Origin of the sequence: Arthrobacter sp. StoSoilB19 (assembly GCF_019977275.1) — a bacterium.
Classification (GTDB): Bacteria; Actinomycetota; Actinomycetes; order Actinomycetales; family Micrococcaceae; genus Arthrobacter.
Genome location: NZ_AP024650.1, coordinates 1591333 through 1609836 on the forward strand (window position 1 = coordinate 1591333; position 18504 = coordinate 1609836).

Consider the following 18504-nt stretch of genomic DNA (forward strand, 5'->3'; position numbering starts at 1 on the left):
CGGTACCGTGGCTATTATGGCCACACGTACTACTTCCGCGCCCAAAGGTACCGGCAGGGGGAGCTCCGGCAGCAAAGCGGGCAGTTCCACAGGCCGCGGAACCGGCTCCACCGCCAGCAGGACAGGGCGCGGCGGCTCAACCAGCACTGCACGCACCCGCCAGCTTCCCGCCGTCGAGCACCACCAGCCCTGGCTGCTGCGCGTGGTGGGCGGAGCGTGGCTTGGAGTGGGCCACCTGGTGGGCGGGGGAGTGCGCCGCATCGGCCACGACGTCAGCGACCTCCCCACGGAGGAACGCCGCGACGGTGCCGCCCTCTTCAACCTGGCCCTTGGTATTTTCATCGCCACCTTCGCATGGTGGGGACTGACGGGCTGGTTCCCGGACGCCGTCTACGCCGTGGTGAACGGCACCTTCGGCTGGATCTCCCTGCTGCTCCCGCTCATGCTGTTCGTGTGCGCCTTCCGGCTGTTCCGCCGGCCCTCGGACGGCCGGGGCAATAACCGGGTGGGCATCGGTTTCCTGATCATGACCTTCGCCGGGTGCGGGTTGGCTCATATCCTCGGCGGCCAGCCCACCGTGGCCGACGGCTTCGACGGCCTCCGCAAAGCCGGCGGGATGCTCGGCTTCCTGGCCGCCACGCCGCTGGCCGCCATCCATCCGGCTGTGCCTGTGGCCCTGTATGCCCTGCTGGCCTTTGTGTCGGTACTGATCATCACCGCCACCCCGTTCACGGCGATCCCGCGCCGCATCCGCGGCGCCTACGAACACCTCATGGGCATCGACCTGATGGACCAGGAACACCAGGACACCCACGACCGCAGCTACCTCGAACGCACGGCTGCCGCTGCGCCCAAGAAGAAGAAGCGGAAGCTTTTCGGCAAGGACCAGGAGTCCGACGCCGGCCTTGAGGGCTACGTGGGCGACGAAGCCTTCGAGCACGCCGTCATTGACGACGACGAGCCCGAACCCGAGCGGCCCGCGCCCGGAGTGCGGCGCCCCACCCAGGCGGAGATCGCCGTCGAAAAGATTAAGGCAGCCCAGGGATTGGGTTCCGGTGCCCAGGCACCTCCGGCGGAAAACGCCACCGAGGCCATCCCCCTGGTCATCCCCGGTGCCGCCGCTCCCGCCAAAGCCGCCGCCGCGCCCACCGTGCCCTCCAACCCGGTGGCCCCCGCGCCGCCGCCCGTTCCCATCCCGCAGCGGACCGAACAGCTCTCGCTCGCCGGGGACGTCACGTACACCCTCCCTGCCTCGGACTACCTGACACCCGGCTCGATCCCGAAGGAGCGCACCGAAGCCAATGACGCCGTCGTCGCTGCCCTGACGGATACCCTGCAGCAGTTCAACGTCGACGCCACCGTCACCGGCTTCAGCCGTGGTCCCACCGTCACCCGGTACGAAATCGAACTTGCTCCCGGAACCAAGGTTGAGCGCGTCACCGCGCTGTCCAAGAACATCTCCTACGCTGTGGCCTCCAGCGACGTGCGCATCCTGAGCCCCATCCCCGGCAAGTCCGCCATCGGCATCGAAATCCCCAACACCGACCGCGAAACCGTGTCACTGGGCGACGTGCTGCGCAGCCAGAATGCGCGGCGCACCGACCACCCCATGGTCATGGGTGTGGGCAAGGACGTGGAGGGCGGCTACGTGGTGGCCAACCTGGCCAAGATGCCGCACCTCCTGGTGGCAGGGGCCACCGGCGCCGGTAAGTCGTCCTTCGTGAACTCCATGATCACCTCCATCCTGATGCGGGCCACCCCTGACGAGGTGCGCATGGTCATGGTGGACCCCAAGCGCGTGGAGCTGACGGCCTACGAGGGCGTCCCGCACCTGATCACGCCCATTATCACCAACCCCAAAAAAGCCGCCGAGGCGCTGCAGTGGGTGGTCCGCGAAATGGACGCCCGCTACGACGACCTCGCAAATTACGGCTTCAAGCACATCGACGATTTCAACAAGGCGGTGCGGGCCGGAAAGGTCCAGCCGCCGGTGGACTCCAAGCGCGTCATCAGGCCCTACCCGTATCTGCTGGTGATCGTCGACGAGCTTGCCGACCTGATGATGGTGGCACCACGCGACGTGGAGGACTCGATCGTCCGCATCACCCAGCTTGCCCGTGCCGCCGGCATCCACCTGGTGCTGGCCACCCAGAGGCCGTCCGTGGACGTTGTCACCGGCCTCATCAAGGCCAACGTGCCCTCGCGCATGGCCTTCGCCACGTCCTCCGTCACCGACTCCCGCGTGGTCCTGGACCAGCCCGGCGCCGAGAAGCTCATTGGCCAGGGTGACGCGCTCTTCCTGCCCATGGGCGCCTCCAAGGCCATGCGCGTCCAGGGCGCCTGGGTTACCGAGTCGGAGATCCACAAGGTGGTGGAACACGTCAAGGGGCAACTGCAGGCTTCCTACCGTGACGACGTTGCTGCCGAAGCGCCCAAGAAGCAGATCGACGACGACATCGGGGATGACCTCGAGGTCCTGCTGCAGGCGACGGAGCTGGTGGTCACCACGCAGTTCGGCTCCACCTCCATGCTGCAGCGCAAGCTCCGCGTCGGGTTCGCCAAGGCCGGACGGCTCATGGACCTGCTCGAATCCCGCGGCGTCGTGGGACCATCCGAGGGCTCCAAGGCGCGCGATGTGCTGGTCAAACCTGATGACCTCGCCGCCGTCCTGGCCGCCATGAAGGGCCAGGAGGCGCCGGCCGCCGCCGATTCCCAGACCGCTGCCCTCAGCGACAATGCCAACGCCAACATCGCGCAGGGCGGCTACGCCGAAGACCTGGTGGCGGCGGACCTGGACCAGCGGAAGCAGAACGTCGAATATTACGACGGCTCGGATTCCGCCCCCGGCGGGTACGGCGATGACGACGACGGCTCCGAAGACGCATGGTCCCTCACCGGGCGCTAGGCCGGTAGCCTAGGAACGTGACTAGCACCGATGCAACCGCCGCCGGCCAGGGCCGTGCCGGGGTCTGGAACCTTCCCAACGTCCTGACCATGATCCGCATCGCGCTGGTCCCGTTTTTTGTGTGGTTCCTCGTGGCGGACGCGCCCGGCCTGCACAGTGTTTCCGGACCATGGCGCTGGGCGGCAGTGGCGGCCTTCGCCGTCGCCATCTACACGGACAAGCTCGACGGCGACATCGCCAGGAGCCGGAACCTGGTCACGGACTTCGGCAAGATCGCGGACCCCATCGCAGACAAGCTCCTGATCGGCTCCGCGCTGGTGATGCTCTCCTTGCTGGGTGAGCTGCCCTGGTGGGCCACGCTGGTGATCCTGGTGCGGGAATGGGGCATTACCGCCCTGCGCTTCTTCGTGATCCGGTACGGGGTCATTCCCGCCTCGCGGGGCGGCAAGCTCAAGACCGTGGTGCAGACCGCGGCGATCTTCCTCTATCTCCTGCCGTTCGGGGCATTCGCGCCCTGGATGTCCTGGGTTGCGTTTGCCGTCATGATGGCTGCCGTGGCGATCACGCTGTGGACCGGCGTCGAATACGTCATCGAGGCCCTGCGACTGCGCGCGAAGGGGAAACGGCAGGCAGGGTCTGTCACAGGGCAGGACACAGCCAGCGGGCAGGAATCAGCGACGGGCCAGGACCAGGCATGAGCAACCTCCACCGTTTGGCCGGGCAGGCCGTCCAGCAGGCGCTCGAGTCCGGGCAGACCGTCGCCACCGCCGAGTCGTTGACGGCGGGGATGGTGTCCGCTGTCCTTGCCGACACTCCCGGGGCCTCCGGCATGCTGCAGGGCGGTGTGGTCGCCTACCAGAACTCAGTGAAGGACGCGGTGCTGCACGTTCCTGCCGACCTCCTGGCCCGTGCCGGCTCCGTGGACCCCGACGTTGCCCGTGCCATGGCAGCCGGGGCACGCACGGTCCTGGGCGCCGACGTCGGGATTTCCACAACGGGGGTGGCAGGTCCCGATGCCCATGACGGCAAGCCAGTTGGGCGCGTCTACATTGGAATTGCCACAGCGGCCGGAACGGCGGCTTTCGAATACTCCTTCACCGGCAGCAGGCCCGACATCAGGGCCGCAGCCTGCGCCGCCGCCCTGGAACGGCTCCTCGAGGCACTGCCCGCCTGACGCCTGCCGGACCCCAAGTTACCGGGTGTAAAGTTGCCGGGAACAAAAGCCGGTACCGATTAGTTATTACATTGTGTCGCTTCCGGATAGTGGAGGCGCCTAGGATGAAATGACCACGACGGTTCGCCCCACGGTGAACCTGACCAATGAGGGAGCAAGGCGATACAGATGGTAAAGCAGCCCGTATCCGTAAACGGCGTTGTCCGCTGGAAGGATGTGGGCCTCGCCGAACAGGCTAAGAGCGAACAGAAGGAGCGCAAGATGGTAGTACTTCGTCACGAAATCGGTGATGTGCTGCGCGATGTCCGCCAGCGTCAGGGACGCACGCTCCGTGAAGTTTCGCACAGCGCCCGCGTCTCCCTGGGGTATCTCAGCGAAGTGGAGCGCGGCCAGAAGGAAGCCTCGTCAGAGCTTCTGTCCTCAATCTGCTCGGCACTGGATGTTCCGTTGTCAAGCATGCTCCGTGAAGTCAGCGACCGTGTGGCAGTAGCCGAAGGCGTCGCAGTTCCGGACACAGTTCCGCAGGAATTCTCCCAGCGTTACGGCCGTGACCTCGAGCGCGACCTCAACACTGAACTGAACGACGAACTCTCCACGGGCCTTCTCTCCGGCGCCCGGTAAAGCCAGCCCCACCGCAGGTGGGCCTTGGAACGCAGGAAGCCCCCGGCCGCGCCGGGGGCTTCCTGCGTTGGCGCCCGATTGATGTGCCCGGCTGGTGGTACTCCTGCCAGCTGTTCGTCGCTGCGGGCTATTCCTCTTCTGCGGGGGAGCCGCCTCCGCCTTCCCTGGGGAATCCGTCACGCTCGTAGGTGGAGTTCAGCTTGGCCATGTAGCGGGCCAGCTCCTGCAGGTCCTGCACGGGCCACTCGCGCAGCCGTTCCTGGAAAACCTGGCGCCTGGCGTCCTGGACCTGGTGCATCTTCTCTTCGCCCTTGGGCGTCAGCCGGATGGACTGTGCCCGGCGGTCCAGGGGATCGGCTTCCTTGGATACCAGTCCGAGGCTCTCCAGGAAGGCAATCTGCCGGCTGACCGACGGCTTGCCCACCCCGATGTTCATGGCAAGCTCCGTCAGGCGGATGGGCCCTTCCCGGCGGATAACCGTTAACAGCCCGTACGCGGCAGGCTCCATATCCGGGTGGACTTCGCGCGAGAGCTGGTTGGAGATAGCCCTGGCCCGCCGCCAGAAGAGGCTGATCTGGTGTTCAACATTCTGCAGCGCGGTATCGGCGGCATCAGCGCCTGCGTCCGGCGGCGGCGGGAGATCCGGGGAGTTGCTCATGGCAACAATTCTAGGGTCCGCAATCATGAGAGGATTTACCGATGCGAATCAGCGAGTACTGGCGTCTGATGGATGACGAGTTCGGTGCGGGGTACTCCCGCGTGCTGAGCAGTACCCTGGTCCTGACCGGCGTCGGCGGGCGCACTGCGGACCAGGCGCTGGCTGCAGGCATCGAACCGCGCAAAGTCTGGCTGGCAGTCTGCGATGTCCAGGACGTCCCGGCCGAACGGCGGCTGGGCCGGGACATCGCCCCTCGCCGCGACTAGCAGCGCCTAACAACGGCTTCCCGGGTGGGTCCTTCGTGAGCCTGCCGCAGCCGAAGCGCCCTTGGACGGACACGCCGCAGGACCGGCACTCTTCGAATACCTGTTCGGATAACGCTATGCTTTTTCTATTGGGCTTATCCACATAGCCGTTGTCCTCAGGCCGGAATGTCAGTGGGTCCCAGTAGCGTCAGAGATGACCAATAAAACGGCCGCGAAGGCCACCATCGAGAAAGCATTAGAGGTGTCAACCATGGCGGCAGCCCCGGATCGTGCAAAAGCGCTGGAAGCAGCGCTTGCCCAGATTGACAAGCAGTTCGGCAAGGGGTCGGTCATGCGCCTGGGCGACGAAGTACGCGCCCCGATCGAAGTCATCCCCACCGGTTCCATCGCACTGGACGTCGCTCTGGGGATTGGCGGCCTTCCGCGGGGCCGTGTCATCGAGATCTATGGTCCTGAATCCTCGGGTAAGACCACCGTTGCCCTGCACGCCGTGGCCAATGCCCAGCGCGCCGGCGGCATCGCAGCCTTCATCGACGCAGAACACGCCCTGGACCCCGACTACGCCGCCAAGCTGGGTGTGGACACCGACGCCCTCCTCGTGTCGCAGCCGGACACAGGTGAGCAGGCGCTCGAGATCATGGACATGCTGGTCGGCTCGGGATCGCTGGACGTTGTCGTCATCGACTCCGTCGCCGCCCTGGTGCCGCGCGCCGAAATCGAAGGTGACATGGGCGACAGCCACGTCGGCCTCCAGGCACGGCTCATGAGCCAGGCCCTGCGTAAGATCACCGGACGCTTGAGCCAGACCAAGACCACCGCCATCTTCATCAACCAGCTCCGTGAAAAGATCGGTGTCTTCTTCGGCTCCCCCGAAACCACCACCGGTGGTAAGGCCCTGAAGTTCTACGCGTCGGTCCGCATCGATGTCCGGCGGATCCAGACCCTCAAGGAAGGTGCCGATTCCGTCGGTAACCGGACCAAGGCCAAGATCGTCAAGAACAAGATGGCTCCGCCCTTCAAAGTTGCTGAGTTCGACATCATCTACGGCCAGGGCATCTCCCGCGAAGGCGGGATCATCGACATGGGCGTGGAGCACGGCATCATCAAGAAGTCCGGTTCCTGGTTCACGTACGACGGCGACCAGCTGGGCCAGGGCATGGAGAACTCGCGCCGCTTCCTGCGCGACAACCCCGAGCTCGCGGCTGAACTGGAACGCCTGATCAAGGAAAAGCTCGGCGTAGGGGTCAAGCCCGCCGAGGACGAGTCCAAGGACGCGCCAAAGCTGAAAGCCGTCGACGGGTTCTAGCCCTTGACCGGACCACGTTCACGGCGGGCCCGGCCCGGCGGCCCCTCTTCAGGGCCGCCGGACGGCTTTTCCATCCCTGAGGATCCGCAGGCTGTTGACGCCGAACCGGATCCGTTCTCGGTGGCGCAGGCCATCGTGTACCGCCAGCTCACGGCAGCTCCCAAGAGCAGGCTGCAGCTTGCCCGGAAACTGGCGGAACGGAATATCCCCGAACACGTCGCCGAGGCGGTGCTGGACAAGTTCCAGGAGGCGCGCCTGATCAACGACGCCGAGTTTGCCGATATGTGGGTCAGGAGCCGGTCCCAGTCCCGCAAGCTTGCCAAGGGCGCTCTCCGGCGCGAACTGGCCGAGAAGGGCATCGACCAGGAAACGGCGGCTTCTGCCCTGGAGCAGCTGACGGACGCCGACGAGGAAGCGGCGGCACGCGCACTGGTGGAGCGCAAGCTCCGGCCCGGGACGGTTTTGCCTGACCAGTCGGAACGGGACAAAGCCGTCCGGCGGCTCGCCTCCATGCTGGCCAGGAAGGGCTACCAGCCGTCCCAGGCGTTCAGGATCGTCAACGACGTCCTGGATTCCCGGCAGGATCCCGACAGCGGGATGCTCCAAAGCCGGTACCCTTAACTGGTGAGTTTGACCATTCCTTCCCCCCATTCCGGCGCTGCCGCGTCCGTTGAGCCTGCTGCTGATGCGCAAGCCGGTGCTGTTCCGCAATCCGGGGCAGTGCAGCCGCGTACTTACCAGGTCCGCACGTTCGGTTGCCAGATGAACGTGCACGACTCCGAACGCATGGCCGGCATGCTGGAGGATGCGGGCTACGTACCAGCAGCCGGCGACCATGCTGACGTGGTCGTGTTCAATACCTGCGCAGTCCGGGAGAACGCGGACAACAAGCTCTACGGCAACCTCGGCATCCTGGCGCCCGTGAAGGCCGCCAACCCCGGCATGCAGATCGCCGTGGGCGGGTGCCTGGCCCAAAAGGACCGCGAAACCATCCTCAAGAAGGCACCATGGGTGGATGCTGTCTTCGGCACCCACAACGTCGGCGCCCTGCCCGCACTTTTGGACCGTGCACGGCACAACAATGAGGCCCAGCTGGAAATCCTGGAGTCCCTGGACGTCTTCCCCTCCACGCTCCCCACCAAACGCGACTCCGTCTACTCCGGCTGGGTATCCATCTCCGTTGGCTGCAACAACACCTGCACGTTCTGCATCGTGCCGGCCCTTCGCGGCAAGGAAAAGGACCGCCGGCCCGGAGACATCCTCGCCGAAATCCAGGCGCTCGTGGACGACGGCGCCATCGAAGTGACCCTCCTGGGCCAGAACGTCAACTCCTACGGTGTCGAATTCGGCGACCGCCAGGCCTTCTCCAAACTCCTTCGCGCCTGCGGCGAAATCGAGGGCCTTGAACGCGTCCGCTTCACCAGCCCGCACCCGGCCGCCTTCACCGATGACGTCATTGATGCCATGGCCGAGACGCCCAACGTGATGCCGCAGCTGCACATGCCCCTGCAGTCCGGTTCGGACCGCATCCTCCGCGCCATGAAGCGTTCCTACCGTTCCACGAAGTTCCTGGGCATCCTGGACAAGGTCCGGGACAGGATTCCACACGCCGCCATCTCCACCGACATCATCGTCGGCTTCCCGGGCGAAACCGAAGAGGACTTCCAGGCGACGCTGGACGTGGTGGAAAAGTCACGCTTTGCCACCGCCTTCACCTTCCAGTATTCAAAGCGCCCCGGCACGCCCGCTGCCGACCTGCCGGACCAGCTGCCGAAGGCCGTGGTCCAGGAACGCTTCGAACGCCTCACCGCCCTGCAGGACAGGATCGCCGCCGAGGAAAACCGGCAGCAGTTGGGCCGGAGGCTGGAAGTCATGGTCACCGCCCAGTCCGGACGGAAATCGGAGGAAACCCACCGGTTGTCCGGCCGTTCCCAGGACCAGCGGCTTGTCCACTTCTCAGTCCCCGAAGGAGCCCCGGCACCCAGGCCCGGAGACCTCGTCACCGTCACCATTACGGAGGCGGCGGCCTTCCACCTGGTGGCCGATCCCACGCCGGAGGACTACAGCCTGCGCCGGTCCCGGGCGGGGGATGCCTGGGACAGGTCCCAGGCCGACTCCTGTGGTGTGCCTGCCCCAGGCTCCGGCGCTGGACCCAAGGCTGTCTCCCTTGGCATGCCCTCGCTGCCGCTGCGCACCCGCTGAAGGTGACTGCCCCGCCTGTCATCGCCGTCGTCGGTCCCACCGGCTCCGGCAAATCCGACCTGGCCGTCAACCTTGCCCTCGAACTGGACGGCGAGGTCATCAACGCTGACGCCATGCAGTTCTACCGCGGCATGGACATTGGCACTGCCAAAATCACGACGGCCGAGCGCAGGGGAGTGCCGCACCACCTCCTGGACATCCTGGACGTGACCCAGGAAGCCAGCGTCTCCGACTTCCAGCAACAGGCCCGCAGCCTCATCGGGGATATCCATGCCCGCGGCAAGCGCGCAATCCTGGCGGGCGGCTCCGGACTGTACGTGCGGGCCGCCCTGGACGTCCTGGAGTTCCCGGGGACCGACCCCAAGCTCCGTGCACGACTGGAGGCGGACCACATACGGCTGGGGACCCCGGCGCTGCTGGACAGGCTGAGGGCCCTGGACCCCGTATCCGCGGACAGGGTCTCGGACGCCCGGCGGATTATCCGCGCACTGGAAGTCCATGAACTTACCGGACGGCCCTTCAGTTCCTTCATGCCGCGCCGCGAGTACTACCAGCCTGCGGTTCAGGTGGGCCTGAGCGTGGACCGGGAGGTCCTGCGGGAGCGCTTGGCGGTACGGGTTCACCGGATGGTGGAGTCCGGCCTGCTGGAGGAGGTCCGGATGCTGGACGCGCGGGGCCTTCGGCAGGGCAAAACAGCATCCCGTGCACTGGGCTATTCACAGTTCCTGCGGGTCATCGACGGCACGTCAACAGTTGAGCAGGCCGCAGAGGAAACAATCGTGGCCACCCGGCAGTTCGCGCGCCGCCAGTTGACGTGGTTCCGCGCCGACCCCCGCATCACCTGGCTGGACTGGCAGGACCCGGAGCTGACGGGTAAGGCGGCCGAGGTGTGCGTCCAGGATCCGGGCCGGTAGCCGCGGTTTCAGCACCGGCGGCATCCGCCGTTACGCTTGTGACCATGAATGCAACCCCCGCAGAAGCCACTGGGACTGCCTTGCACGCACTGAGCGGGCTCCGCTTTTCCAAGGGGCATGGCACCGGCAACGACTTCGTCCTGGTGGCCGATCCCGAGGGGGTGCACGCCATCGGCGCAGACCAGGCCGCAGCGCTCTGCGACCGGCACCGGGGAATCGGCGCCGACGGCCTGATCAGGGCTGTCCCGTCCCGTTTCCTGCCGGAAGGCCGGGAACTGCTCACCGATGCCCCGGACGCCGAATGGTTCATGGATTACCGCAATGCCGACGGCTCACTGTCTGAAATGTGCGGCAACGGCGTGCGGGTCTTCGTCCACTTCCTGCGGTCCGAGGGCCTGATCGACCTGCCCGACGGCGGATCACTCACCATCGGCACCCGCGGAGGGGTCAAGACCGTGGTCCGGACAGGGAACGGTTACGCGGTGGACATGGGCCCGTGGGAGTTCATATTCCCCGGGGAGGCCAGCGCCAAGGCGATGGATTCCCTGGTCACTGCCGACGGCCTGGAAGTTCCCCGGCCGGCCCTCTCCGTGAGCATGGGCAACCCACACACCGTAGTGGCCCTCGCGGAACTCAGCGAGCTCGAAGGCACCCGCCTCTTCACGGCTCCCAAGGTCGATCCGGTCCCCGTGAATGGGACCAATGTGGAGTTCGTCGTCCCTGCGGAGCCTCTGGTCCATGACGGCGTCGGATCCGTGACCATGCGGGTGCATGAGCGAGGCGTGGGGGAGACCCAGTCCTGCGGAACGGGGGCCTGTGCTGCCGCCGTCGCCATCCGGCACTGGGCCGGCGCGGAAGCCCCTGATGCCTGGCGGGTCAACGTTCCCGGAGGTGTGGTGGGCGTGAAGTTCTTCGCCGGCTTCGCCGGCCACGAGCACGTGGAACTCAGCGGCCCCGCCGTCATTGTGGCGAGCGGGACGCTTTCGTAACCTTCAGGATCCGGAAGGACTTGGACGTTGACTCGCGGGTCACGGTAAAGGAACTGTCCAGTTCGGCGGCCAGCCAGCGCTGGAGCGAATCCGAGCCCAGGTTCTTCTGCACCACCAGCCATGCCGTGCCGCCGTCCGCGAGGCGCGGAAGCCACAGCTTCAGCAGGGCGTGCAGTTCGTCCTTGCCAATCCGGATGGGCGGGTTGGACCAGATGGTGTCGAACCTGACGCCGGCGTCCACCTCCTGGGGTGTACTGGCGACGACGTTGGACAGCCCCAGCGCGGCCGCGTTTTCGTTGGCCAGGGCGACGCAGCGTTCGTTGACGTCCACGGCGTAGACCGTCGACCCGGGCGCCAGCAGCGCCATGGTGAGTGCGATGGGCCCCCAGCCGCATCCGATATCCAGCAGGTTCCCCTGGGGGTGCGGCGCCGGAACATCGGCGAGGAGCACCGCGGTGCCCTTGTCGATCCCGTCCGGGCTGAAGATTCCCGCGGAGGTGTGGAGCCTGCGGGTCTCGCCGGCCAGCTCCACCGTGAGTGGCTTACGGGTAAAGGGGCCGGCGGGGGACGTGCTGAAATAGTGTGCGGACTCCATAACTGGCCAGAGTAGTTCCCCTTGCAGCGTAATGGGAAACCGTGCAGAACCCCCTCTGCTACGCTGGATGGCATGTTCCTGATCTTCGAGTAGCCGGCACGGGCCACGCCCGTCCCCGCAGCCTGTCCTCCAGCGACAGCCCGTCCCGCAGCGATGCAGGTTTTTCAGCCTTCCGCTTGTGCACCGGCCAGACGCATCTGTTCTGCCCGGCCGCCGGACGATACTCGAAAGTCAGCCTCTTGCTGCACTTCCCGCTATTTTTCCGGCCTTTTTAGCCCTGCCGCCCTTCTGACGCGGCATCCCGGCCCCGGCATCGCAGCCGGCCGCGAGACAACCAGGAGAATTGCATGACCGCAGGCCGTCAGCCCAGCGCGAATACGTTCCAACTTCCAAGCAATCAGCACTATTCTGGAATTGCCGAATCTTCAAAGGAGACCATGACCAGCCAGCCCAACACCGGTTCCGATCCAGCCGCCCAGGACATGAGTCCGCAGGAAATCCAGGCTGTTATCGACCGGATCCTCGCCAAGGACGTCCCGGCCAAGACTGTCAGCACGCCCGGCGGTGAGAGCAGCGGCAATGGAAAAGCGGTGCTCGGCAAGGCGCAGGCCATTTCCCGGCTCGACGAAGAACACTCAACATACGACGGCGACCAGCAGGACCTCGAGGAACGGCGCGCGCTGCGCCGAAGGGCAGGCCTGTCCACCGAGCTCGAAGACGTCACCGAGGTTGAATACCGCCAGCTGCGCCTGGAGCGCGTGGTCCTGGCCGGGATTTGGTCCGAGGGAACGCTTGCCGACGCCGAAAACTCGCTGCGTGAGCTGGCAGCCCTCGCCGAGACCGCCGGTTCGGAGGTCCTGGATGGCATGGTGCAACGCCGTGACAAGCCGGACCCGGGAACCTTCCTGGGGTCAGGCAAGGCACTGGAGCTCAAGGACATCGTCATGTCCACGGGCGCGGACACGGTGGTGGTGGACGCTGAACTTGCGCCTTCCCAGCGCCGCGGACTTGAGGACATCGTCAAGGTCAAGGTCATCGACCGCACGGCGCTGATCCTTGACATCTTCGCCCAGCATGCCAAGAGCCGTGAAGGCAAAGCGCAGGTGGAGCTCGCGCAGCTCGAGTACCTGCTTCCGCGCCTCCGCGGCTGGGGTGAGTCGATGTCCCGCCAGGCCGGTGGCCAGGTGGGTGGCGCTGCCGCCGGCATGGGCTCCCGAGGTCCTGGTGAAACCAAGATCGAGTTGGACCGGCGCCGGATCCGTACCCGCATGGCGAAGCTGCGGCGTGAAATCGCCGCAATGAAGCCGGCACGCGAGACCAAGCGGGCCAACCGCCGTCGTAATGAAGTGCCCTCCGTGGCGATTGCCGGGTATACCAACGCCGGCAAGTCCTCACTGCTGAACCGGCTTACGGACGCCGGAGTCCTCGTGGAGAACGCACTGTTCGCCACCCTGGATCCCACCGTCCGCAAGGCGGAAACCGCGGACGGCCTGGGATACACCCTGGCCGACACCGTCGGATTCGTCCGTTCGCTGCCCACCCAGCTGGTGGAGGCCTTCCGTTCGACCCTCGAGGAAGTGGCGGACTCGGATCTGATCCTGCACGTGGTGGACGTGTCGCATCCGGACCCCGAAGGGCAGATCGCCGCCGTCCGGAAGGTCTTCAGCGAAGTTGATGCCCGCAAGGTGCCGGAGATCATCGTGCTGAACAAGGCTGATGCAGCTGACCCGTTCGTGGTGGAGCGCCTGAAGCAGCGCGAACCGCGGCATGTGGTGGTCTCGGCCCGGACGGGTGAGGGCATCCCGGAACTGCTGAAGGCCATCAGCGAAGCCATTCCCCGGCCTTCGGTCAAGATGGAACTCCTCATCCCGTATGACCGCGGAGACCTGGTCAGCAAGCTCCATGAGTCCGACGCTGAAATCCTCAGCGTTGACCACGTTGAGGCAGGTACCAGGGCTGCGGTGAAGGTCCGCGAGGGCCTGGCGTCCGAACTGGAACCATTCATCGTCAATGAGTGACCCCGCCGCCGGCGAAACCGCGCAGACGGCCGGCGAGCAGTTCGTAATCGAACTGCTCGACCGCGCCGTCGCCGGCATGGGCGGACAAAGCCGCACCGGACAACACGAGATGGCCCGGCAGGTGGCCCGGGCCATCAAAACCGGCAACCACCTGCTGGTCCAGGCGGGCACGGGCACGGGCAAGTCGCTGGCCTACCTGGTGCCGCTCATCGCCCACGCCCTGGAGAGCAACAAGCCCGCTCTGGTGTCCACGGCCACGCTGGCCCTGCAAACCCAGATTGTTGGCAGGGACCTGCCGCGGCTGCTGAAGAACATCACCCCGGCCCTGGAACGGCCGGTCAAGGTTGCCTTGGTGAAAGGCCGGTCAAACTATGTCTGCCGGCACAAACTGGAAGGCGGGTTCCCCTCCGAGGAGCCTTCCGAGGGTCAGCTTTTCTCTTTGGGCGAAGACACCAGCGTCCCGCACTTTGCCGCCTCCGTGGGCGGACCCTCGTCCCAGCTTGGCAAGGAGGTGGTGCGGCTCCGCGAGTGGGCGGAGAAGACGGCCACCGGGGACCGGGATGAGCTCCTGCCGGGTGTGACGGACCGTGCCTGGCGCCAGGTCTCCGTCACTTCCATGGAGTGCCTGGGGGCCCAAAAGTGCCCCATGGCCGCCGAGTGCTTCAGCGAGCTGGCCCGGCAGGACGCAGCCGAGGCAGATGTGGTGGTGACGAATCACGCCATGCTGGCCGTCAGCGCCTTCGAAGGACTTGCAGTCCTGCCCGAGTACGACGTCGTGGTGGTGGATGAAGCGCACGAGTTGCAGGACCGGGTCACCGGAGCCGTGTCCGGTCAGCTGTCGGTGGCCATGGTCCACGCTGCCGCTTCCGGCGCCCGCAAACATACCGCCATCACGGTGGACGCGCTGAACGCCGCAGCCGCAAACCTTGAACTGGCCCTCGCCGGTGCGCCCAGCGGCCTGCTTCCCAACGGGCTGAACGACGAACAGCTGGACTGCATGGACCAGTTGCGGGAGGCGTGCCGGGCCGCGTTGTCCGATTCCAAGGGGGACAGCAACGCCACGGCCGACGGCGGCCGCCAGCTGGCCCGGTCCCGCCTCATGCTCATCCTGGAATTGTGTGAGCGGCTTATTGCTGCCCGTGAAAACCGCGAGGTCGTGTGGTTTTCCCGGGCCGGCACGTTCGATCCCGGCCAGGGATATTCCCAGCCCGATGACAATGCCCCGGTGCTGGTCAACATCGCGCCGCTGTCCGTGGCAGGCAGGCTCCGGGAAGGACTCTTCGCCGGGCACACCGTCGTGCTAACGTCCGCAACCCTCGCCATTGGCTCGGCATTTGAACCCGCGGCCGGGGGACTGGGCCTTATCGGCGACGGCGCACCCAGCTGGACGGGTGTGGATGTGGGCTCGCCCTTCGACTACCCGAAACAGGGCATCCTCTACGTGGCCGGCCACCTGCCAAAGCCGGGCCGCGGCGTTTCGCCGGAGGCGCTGGAGGAACTGGAAGCGCTCATCAAAGCGTCCGGCGGGGGTGCCCTCTGCCTGTTTTCATCCCGACGGGCTGCCGAAGAGGCTGCCGACGCCCTGCGGCCGAAGCTCGATGTGACTGTCCTCTGCCAGGGCGAGTCGACCATGACCGCTTTGGTGAAGCAGTTCGCCGACGAACCGGACACCTGCCTCTTCGGGACTATGTCCCTGTGGCAGGGGGTTGACGTTCCGGGAGGCTCCTGCCGCCTGGTGGTGATCGACCGCATCCCGTTCCCCAGGCCGGATGATCCGCTGATGACCGCGCGTTCGCGTGCCGTGGCCCAGGCCGGCGGAAACGGCTTCATGTCCGTCTCGGCCACGCATGCCGCCATCAGGCTGGCCCAGGGTGCCGGCCGCCTGATCCGGTCCACGGGAGACAAGGGCGTGGTGGCCGTTCTGGATTCCCGGCTGGCAACAGAGCGCTACGCCGGATTCCTCCGCGGCGCTCTGCCGCCGTTCTGGGCTACCACGGACCGCAGCAAGGCGCTGGCGGCATTGGCCAGGCTGGGCGCGGACGCGGCCACGTAGGGCCCGGCAGGCGAACGACGCCAGCGGGGGCAGCCGCCGTGCAATTTCCGGCAGGCCGTCCCTTCGCGGGAGACCCGGTCAGAGGGAACGCAGGACCGAGACAACCTTCCCCATGATGGTGGCATGGTCGCCCAGAATGGGTTCGTACTGCGTGTTTTGGGGCAGCAGCCAGGTGTGGCCGTCGCGCTGGCGGAATGTCTTGACGGTTGCCTCGTCATCCAGCAGGGCAGCAACGATGTCCCCGTTGGCTGCGTCCGCCTGGCGCCGCACCACCACCCAGTCACCGTCACAGATGGCGGCATCCACCATGGAGTCGCCGGCCACCCTAAGCATGAAGAGCTCGCCCTGGCCGACCAGCTGGCGGGGGAGCGGCATGACATCCTCCACGAGCTGCTCAGCGAGGATGGGACCGCCGGCAGCAATCCGGCCAACCAGCGGAACCATGGCCGTATCCAGCGCGGTGGGCAGCTCCGTTACCGTGGCACCGCCGCCCGTGGCCTGCGGCGCGGGGGAGGCGCCGGCGGCATTGCTTCCGCTGTCCAGCGTGAGGGGCATCAGCACCTCCATGGCCCGCGGCCGTTTGGGGTCGCGCCGCAGGTAACCCAGCTTCTCCAGCTGCGAGAGCTGGTGGGTCACGCTGGACAGGCTGGCCAGGCCAACCGTGTCGCCGATCTCCCGCATGGAGGGCGGGTAGCCGTTGTCATTGACCGAGCGCTGGATGGTTTCGAGGATCTTCTTCTGCCGGGGGGTCAAGCCCTTGGCGGTCTTCCTGGGTTGCGGGGCGGTCCTGCCCCCGGCGGCTGCTGCTGCCATATTCGCCAATGCCTTTCGCTTGCCGCCGGATCTTCCGTTGCGGCCTGTTCCACAGCGCCGCCGGAAGGACTCCCACTGTCATTGTCAGACCCTGCTGTTCAACTTCAGTGGTGGTTGTTCTTTGGTTCAAAGCTAGGCCAGCCACATTGCTTTTTCAAACATTTGTTCTAGCGAGTCTCGACATTGTTCGTTGATAGGTGCTAAAACTTAACAAGCAAAGTTCGAACATGTGTTCTAACCAGCGATTGCCCCGTTCGAAAACATGGCCGGAGGAGCTCCGGACACGGTGTGAACGGCAGGGCGGCAGCGGGCGGACACCCGGGCAGCACGGCAGGTCCAGGAGGGCTTAGTTCATGTCAGCTTTATCTCTTCACCAGGTTTCACCTACGCACCGCGTTTCCCTGCAGACCCGGAAGCCCTCGCAGCGCCGGACGCCGTCAGCAGCGCCCCTGCGGCTGACCCGCCGGGGGCGGATCGTCCTGATCGGAGTTCCGCTTGTGCTCCTCGCGGTACTCCTGCTGTCCCTGTCCGGACTTTTCAACGCACCGGCCAAGGCATCCGATTCAGCTGCGGATTTGGCCGTGACGCCGACGGTCACCGTGACGGTGCAGGCGGGCCAGTCGTTGTGGAGCATCGCAGGCGCTGTTGCTCCGGACCGCGATGCCCGGGACGTGGTGGCGGACATCGTCCAGCTCAACAACCTTCCGGCCGCCGCTGTGCTGCCGGGGCAGCAGCTGTTCGTCCCCACGCACTGAGCGGCACCTGGTGTTGGCCTTTGAGAAAGATGACCGGGACAGCAACGCCGGTGGCGAACAGAATCCGTCACATTTTCCGGTAGTTGCCGCGGCAACTAAACTGTTCAGGTGAACGACCAGCTAGAGCGTCTGAACCGACTTCCCCTCCGCAGCAATCTTCGCGGGCTGACCCCCTACGGGGCACCCCAACTGGACGTTCCCATTTTGCTGAACGTCAATGAGAACACCCATGGTGTTCCGGCGGACGTGCGCGCCGCCATCAGCGCGGCGGTCACGGAAGCAGCTGCAGGCCTCAACCGGTACCCGGACAGGGAATTCACCGACCTGCGGAAAGCTCTCGCGGAATACCTGGGGCACGGGCTCGACGAATCAAACCTCTGGGCAGCCAACGGCTCCAACGAGGTCCTGCAGCAGATCCTCCAGGCCTTCGGCGGCCCCGGCCGCACCGCCCTGGGCTTTCCACCCACGTACTCCATGTACCCCCTGCTCGCCAGCGGAACCGACACCCAATACATCACGGGAGTGCGCTCGGAAGGCTACGACCTGAGCGCCGAATCCGCCGCCCGGCAGGTCGAGGAGCTGCGGCCCAACATCGTCTTCCTCTGCTCGCCCAACAACCCCACGGGGACCGGCCTGGGGCTTGACGTTGTGGAGGCTGTCTATGACGCCGGCGAGGACAGCCAGACCGTGGTGATCGTCGACGAGGCCTACCACGAGTTCGCGCATGACGGCACGCCCAGCGCCCTGACCCTGCTGCCCGGCCGGGAGCGGCTGATAGTTTCCCGCACCATGAGCAAGGCCTTCGCACTCGCCGGCGCCCGCCTCGGCTACATGGCCGCGGCCCCGGAGGTCACCGATGCCCTGCGGCTGGTGCGCCTTCCGTACCACCTGTCCGCGATTACCCAGGCAACCGCACTGGCCGCGCTCCAACACCGCGAGGCACTGATGGCCGATGTCCAGGACATCAAGGCGCAGCGGGACCGCATTGTGGCCGAACTGACCAGGATGGGCCTCAAGCCTGCCGCCTCGGACTCCAACTACGTGTTCTTCGGGGGCCTGGAAAATCCGCACCAGGTATGGCAGGAGCTGCTGGACGCCGGAGTGCTCATCCGCGACGTGGGCATCCCCGGCCACCTTCGGGTCACCGCAGGCACTGAGGCGGAAACCACAGCCTTCCTTACCTCCCTGGAACGCATCCTTGCGGGCCAGGCCGCGCTTCCCGCCTAGACTTGATA

At 66.1% G+C, this 18504-nt stretch carries 17 protein-coding genes; 14 read left to right on the top strand and 3 right to left on the bottom strand.

Annotated features, from left to right (window positions below; all coding sequences use genetic code 11):
* Positions 1 to 16 precede the first annotated feature (16 nt).
* The 4 genes from LDO86_RS07350 to LDO86_RS07365 all read left to right on the top strand — a co-directional run bounded on the left by LDO86_RS07350 (position 17) and on the right by LDO86_RS07365 (position 4700).
* Positions 17 to 2905, top strand: coding sequence for a DNA translocase FtsK (locus tag LDO86_RS07350; protein ID WP_018771600.1), 2889 nt, complete (start codon positions 17 to 19; stop codon positions 2903 to 2905).
* A 17-nt stretch (positions 2906 to 2922) separates the two neighbouring features.
* Positions 2923 to 3603, top strand: a complete 681-nt coding sequence (pgsA, locus tag LDO86_RS07355) for a CDP-diacylglycerol--glycerol-3-phosphate 3-phosphatidyltransferase (protein ID WP_018771599.1) — start codon at positions 2923 to 2925, stop codon at positions 3601 to 3603.
* Entirely contained in the window at positions 3600 to 4079 is a 480-nt protein-coding gene (locus LDO86_RS07360; RefSeq protein ID WP_018771598.1) for a CinA family protein, read from the top strand. The genes pgsA and LDO86_RS07360 overlap by 4 nt, the downstream gene beginning before the upstream one ends.
* A gap of 168 nt (positions 4080 to 4247) precedes the next feature.
* Entirely contained in the window at positions 4248 to 4700 is a 453-nt protein-coding gene (locus LDO86_RS07365) for a helix-turn-helix transcriptional regulator (protein WP_018771597.1), read from the top strand.
* 127 nt (positions 4701 to 4827) lie between these two features.
* Here the strand turns inward: LDO86_RS07365 and LDO86_RS07370 are convergent, their stop codons facing one another.
* A complete protein-coding gene (locus LDO86_RS07370; RefSeq protein ID WP_018771596.1) occupies positions 4828 to 5358 on the bottom strand; it encodes a MarR family transcriptional regulator in 531 nt (176 codons plus the stop codon).
* 41 nt (positions 5359 to 5399) lie between these two features.
* Here LDO86_RS07370 and LDO86_RS07375 point away from each other — a divergent pair, with 41 nt between their 5' ends.
* The 6 genes from LDO86_RS07375 (at position 5400) to dapF (ending at position 11035) form a co-directional block, all read left to right on the top strand.
* Positions 5400 to 5624, top strand: a complete 225-nt coding sequence (locus LDO86_RS07375) for a DUF3046 domain-containing protein (RefSeq protein ID WP_018771595.1) — start codon at positions 5400 to 5402, stop codon at positions 5622 to 5624.
* 250 nt (positions 5625 to 5874) lie between these two features.
* On the top strand, positions 5875 to 6930 hold the full coding sequence (recA, locus tag LDO86_RS07380) for a recombinase RecA (RefSeq protein ID WP_026266121.1): 1056 nt from the start codon (positions 5875 to 5877) through the stop codon (positions 6928 to 6930).
* Between the two features lie 120 nt (positions 6931 to 7050).
* Entirely contained in the window at positions 7051 to 7551 is a 501-nt protein-coding gene (locus tag LDO86_RS07385; RefSeq protein WP_196804798.1) for a regulatory protein RecX, read from the top strand.
* A gap of 99 nt (positions 7552 to 7650) precedes the next feature.
* The gene (gene miaB, locus LDO86_RS07390) at positions 7651 to 9132 is read left to right on the top strand and encodes a tRNA (N6-isopentenyl adenosine(37)-C2)-methylthiotransferase MiaB (RefSeq protein WP_263422046.1); all 1482 of its coding nucleotides are present in this window, start codon (positions 7651 to 7653) and stop codon (positions 9130 to 9132) included.
* Between the two features lie 2 nt (positions 9133 to 9134).
* Positions 9135 to 10046 carry a tRNA (adenosine(37)-N6)-dimethylallyltransferase MiaA gene (gene miaA / locus LDO86_RS07395; RefSeq protein ID WP_018771591.1) on the top strand — a complete coding sequence of 304 codons (912 nt, stop codon included), beginning with the start codon at positions 9135 to 9137 and terminating at the stop codon, positions 10044 to 10046.
* Positions 10047 to 10090: 44 nt separating this feature from the next.
* Positions 10091 to 11035 (top strand): diaminopimelate epimerase, encoded by a 945-nt coding sequence (gene dapF / locus LDO86_RS07400; protein ID WP_026266118.1) that lies wholly within the window; start codon positions 10091 to 10093, stop codon positions 11033 to 11035.
* On the opposite strand, the gene LDO86_RS07405 is transcribed toward dapF, so the two are convergent.
* Positions 11007 to 11630, bottom strand: coding sequence for a methyltransferase (locus LDO86_RS07405; RefSeq protein ID WP_018771589.1), 624 nt, complete (start codon positions 11628 to 11630; stop codon positions 11007 to 11009). The genes dapF and LDO86_RS07405 overlap by 29 nt on opposite strands.
* 437 nt (positions 11631 to 12067) lie before the next feature.
* On the opposite strand from LDO86_RS07405, the gene hflX reads away from it, so the two are divergent.
* Together hflX and LDO86_RS07415 are read left to right on the top strand one after the other, a co-directional pair.
* Positions 12068 to 13648: a GTPase HflX gene (hflX, locus tag LDO86_RS07410; protein WP_018771588.1), complete on the top strand. Its 1581-nt coding sequence runs from the start codon at positions 12068 to 12070 to the stop codon at positions 13646 to 13648.
* Positions 13641 to 15701, top strand: a complete 2061-nt coding sequence (locus tag LDO86_RS07415) for an ATP-dependent DNA helicase (RefSeq protein WP_018771587.1) — start codon at positions 13641 to 13643, stop codon at positions 15699 to 15701. Before hflX ends, LDO86_RS07415 begins: the two co-directional genes overlap by 8 nt.
* 78 nt (positions 15702 to 15779) lie before the next feature.
* On the opposite strand, the gene lexA is transcribed toward LDO86_RS07415, so the two are convergent.
* Complete coding sequence (lexA, locus tag LDO86_RS07420) at positions 15780 to 16514, bottom strand: transcriptional repressor LexA (RefSeq protein ID WP_018771586.1); 735 nt, start codon at positions 16512 to 16514, stop codon at positions 15780 to 15782.
* A gap of 353 nt (positions 16515 to 16867) precedes the next feature.
* Here lexA and LDO86_RS07425 point away from each other — a divergent pair, with 353 nt between their 5' ends.
* Positions 16868 to 17269, top strand: coding sequence for a LysM peptidoglycan-binding domain-containing protein (locus tag LDO86_RS07425; protein WP_081620253.1), 402 nt, complete (start codon positions 16868 to 16870; stop codon positions 17267 to 17269).
* 108 nt (positions 17270 to 17377) lie between these two features.
* Positions 17378 to 18496: a histidinol-phosphate transaminase gene (locus LDO86_RS07430; protein WP_026266116.1), complete on the top strand. Its 1119-nt coding sequence runs from the start codon at positions 17378 to 17380 to the stop codon at positions 18494 to 18496.
* Positions 18497 to 18504 lie beyond the last annotated feature (8 nt).